At 45.7% G+C, this 3,420-nt stretch carries 4 protein-coding genes; 1 reads left to right on the top strand and 3 read right to left on the bottom strand.

Annotation, left to right across the window (positions count from 1 at the left end):
• A partial coding sequence (locus BG260_RS06300; RefSeq protein WP_141691531.1) for a M20/M25/M40 family metallo-hydrolase occupies positions 1–730 on the top strand: 730 nt, incomplete at its 5' end.
• Between the two features lie 142 nt (positions 731–872).
• On the opposite strand, the gene panD is transcribed toward BG260_RS06300, so the two are convergent.
• The 3 genes from panD to BG260_RS06315 all read right to left on the bottom strand — a co-directional run.
• Positions 873–1,289, bottom strand: a complete 417-nt coding sequence (gene panD / locus BG260_RS06305) for an aspartate 1-decarboxylase (RefSeq protein WP_069131119.1) — start codon at positions 1,287–1,289, stop codon at positions 873–875.
• Positions 1,290–1,304: 15 nt separating this feature from the next.
• Positions 1,305–2,153: a pantoate--beta-alanine ligase gene (gene panC / locus BG260_RS06310; protein ID WP_069131120.1), complete on the bottom strand. Its 849-nt coding sequence runs from the start codon at positions 2,151–2,153 to the stop codon at positions 1,305–1,307.
• A 134-nt stretch (positions 2,154–2,287) separates the two neighbouring features.
• Positions 2,288–3,420, bottom strand: a 1,133-nt coding sequence (locus tag BG260_RS06315) for a dihydrolipoamide acetyltransferase family protein (protein WP_141691532.1), incomplete at its 5' end; no start/stop codon positions are given.

The raw sequence follows: 3,420 nt of genomic DNA on the forward strand, positions 1-3,420 counted from the left end.
AGTATATGGTGGCGCCGTTGAAAACCCTGCCAATGCTCTTGCTGAAATAATCGCAAAATTGAAAGATGAGGACGGTGTCATTCAGATTCCCGGTTTTTACGACGATGTGGAACCGATGACAGCTGAGATGCGGGAAGCGTACAAACTGCTTCCTTTTGATGAAGAGGACTACAAGAAGAATCTAAATCTGAAAGAAGTTCACGGAGAAAAAGGATACAGCACATTGGAGAGAGCGTCTGCGCGACCCACTCTGGACGTAAATGGGTTGTGGAGCGGATATCAGGGTGAAGGTGCCAAAACCGTACTTCCTGCAAAAGCCGGAGCCAAAATTAGCATGCGATTAGTACCCGATCAAGATCCCAAGAAGATCGCTAAACTTTTTGCCGATTATGTGAAATCGATTGCACCCAATACGGTAACAGTCGATGTTGAGGAACATCATGGCGGCCATCCGGTAGTCATCGACCTCGATTTTTACGGACTGAAAGCAGCCGCAAAAGCATTTGAAGAGGTTTATCAAAAAGATGTGTTGTTTGCAAGGGAAGGCGGATCCATTCCAATTGTTGCCGACTTTAAGAAAGTGCTCGGTGTCAACTCCATCCTGATGGGTTTTGGTCTCACAAAAGACGCCTTGCATTCACCGAATGAGAGTTTTTCCCTGAAAGATTTCCATCGCGGGATTCAAACCTCTGCGAAGTTTTTTGAACTGCTGCCTGAGTATTCCGGCTAATTCAATAGGTATCACACTGTTTTGAAACTTTATTTCCCTTCTTATTAAAAGAGGGAATTAACGGAGGTTCAAAAAGAGCACAAAAAAGCCCCGATCTGAGATTCTCAAATCGGGGCTTTTTTAATTTCTACATTCTATTGGATCAGTCAGGATTTTCAATCATTCCGTTTTCGAGACCATATTTTTTGCCGTGGCTTACATTTTCGAGAACATCCTTCGGTTCGTTATTTTCATCCACCACAACCACAGTCGGCTTGTAGTTTCTGGCCTCTTCGGGATCCATCTGCGCATAGGCCATAATAATCACCCGGTCATCAACCTGAGTGAGACGGGCAGCAGCACCGTTCAGGCAGCAAATCCGGCTTCCGCGCTCGCCGGGAATTGTATATGTTTCCAAGCGCGAACCGTTAGTTATATTCACAACCTGTACTTTTTCATAGGGAAGAATATTTGCCATATCCAGCAAATCCTCATCAATAGTGATGCTCCCTTCATACATCAGGTTCGCCTCGGTTACCCGCATCTGGTGCAGTTTGGATTTAAACATCGAAAGCTTCATAACAACGTGTACTACTTACAATTCAATCAAAAAATTATCTATCAAACGCGTTTTGCCCAGCCAGGCTGCGCCGGCAAGAATATACTCACCGCCTTCTTTTAACGCATTAACCGGCCGTAACGTTTTTTTGTCAAACACATTAAGATAATCAATTTTGAAACCTTTTGCTTCCAGCTCACTCTTTTGATGCTTCAGAAGTAGTGAAGGGGTTTCTACCCCACTTTTTATCTGCCTTTCTACATAGGTTAGTGCCCGGTAGAGACCCGGTGCAATTTCCCGCTCTTCATCAGACAGATATTTATTCCTGCTGCTCAATGCCAGGCCGTCGTTGGCCCGCTCAATCGGCGCCATAACCAGTTCAATATCGTGGTTAAACTCGCGCACCATCTGACTCACTATCTGAAACTGCTGAATATCTTTCTGTCCAAATACAGCCACGTCGGGGGATATGATGTTAAACAGTTTATTTACAATCAATAAAATACCCTCAAAAAACCCGGGGCGACTTCCGCCACACATATGCCGATTCAGTTCATCAACCTCAATACGGATATATTTTTTCTTGTCGTAAACGTCATCCCGATTGGGTGCAAAAACGATTGCCACTCCCTCATCTTCGCATTTGTTGAGATCCGCTTCAAGCTCTCGCGGGTAGCTGTCGAAATCCTCATTTGGTCCAAACTGTTCAGGATTTACAAAAATAGATGCAACAATAACATCAGCGTGCTTTTTGGCTAATCGAATTAACGAGAGGTGCCCCTCATGCAGTGCACCCATCGTGGGGACAAATCCAATGCGCTTCCCGTCAGATTTAAACTTTTTGATTGCACCCCGAACCTCATCAATCGATTTATAAACGTCCATTTCGTACCACAATTTTTTCTGTAAACTAAACAAAAGAAGCGGCATAATCACTTATGCCGCTTCTCTAAATCAGCTGTTATGTCATTCCGGGGAACTTGCTGTCATCTATCGATCACCGGGGTTTCTAAACTAATTTAAATTGCCCGGTTCGGATCAAAATTCTCCAGCAGCTCCTTCACTCGGGTTGTAAATGCACCGCCGTGAGCACCGTCAATAATTCGGTGATCGTAGCTCATAGTCAAGTACATCATGTGGCGAATGCCGATCATATCACCCTGTGAGGTTTCCATGACAACCGGTCGTTTCTCGATTACACCGGTTCCAAGGATTGCCACCTGGGGCTGATTGATAATCGGAGTTCCCATCAGGTTACCCACACTTCCGTAATTTGTAAGAGTGATTGTCCCGCCAACAAGATCGTCCGGACTCAGCTCTTTATTTCGGGCTTTGTTTGCAAGGTCGCTCACTGCTTTGGCAATGCCAACCAAGTTCAGATCCTGCGCTTTTTTGATAACCGGCACAATCAATCCACCTTTACCGCCTTCACCCAGGGCAACAGCCAGGCCAAAGTTGATATCCTTTTTAAGGATGATTTCATCTCCGTTCACAGAGCTGTTCAGCAGCGGGAATTCACCGATCGCTTTAATAAACGCTTCGATGAAAATTGGAGTGTAGGTTAGCTTAATTCCGGTCTGCTCCTGGAATTTCCTCTTATTGGCGTTTCGCCACTTCACTATATTTGTTACATCAATATCGCTGAAGGTACTTACATGAGCAGAAGTCTGCTTGGATCGAACCATATGCTCCGCAATCATCTTGCGCATACGGTCCATCTTAATCACCTCCACATTCTCATCCGGCCCGGTGATGTTTAACTCACCCGCAGAAATCTTCCCGGAGCTGCTTCCTGTGGCTCCCGGTTTAGAGAGTCCACTACTCTTCGAAGCAGACGGTGCCTTCACTTTTCCTGCCTTGCGATCTTCCAGATATTGAAGAACATCATCCTTGGTTACGCGATGATCTTTTCCGCTGCCTTCAATAGATTCCAGCTCTTCCTGGCTGATTCCTTCCTCTTTGGCAATAGATCGTACCAACGGAGAGAAGAAGCGGCCGTCGCTTCCAACTCTTTGCGGCTCGGATCCGCTTGCAGCCGGAGCTTGTTGTACAGACTCCCGTTCTTCCTCTTTTGGAGCAGTATCCGCTTTTGATTCTTTCTTTGGCACCGGTGATGATGATTTGCCTGAAGCAGCTTTACCGGTCCCGATAA

The organism is Rhodohalobacter halophilus (assembly GCF_001715195.1).
Lineage (GTDB): Bacteria > Bacteroidota > Rhodothermia > Balneolales > Balneolaceae > Rhodohalobacter > Rhodohalobacter halophilus.

What these genes read in the sequence shown, in the direction of transcription:
- panC (WP_069131120.1), bottom strand. Translation starts at nt 2,153, where the DNA reads ATGGACGTTTATAAATCGATTGATGAGGTTCGGGGTGCAATCAAAAAG.
- panD (WP_069131119.1), bottom strand. Translation starts at nt 1,289, where the DNA reads ATGAAGCTTTCGATGTTTAAATCCAAACTGCACCAGATGCGGGTAACC.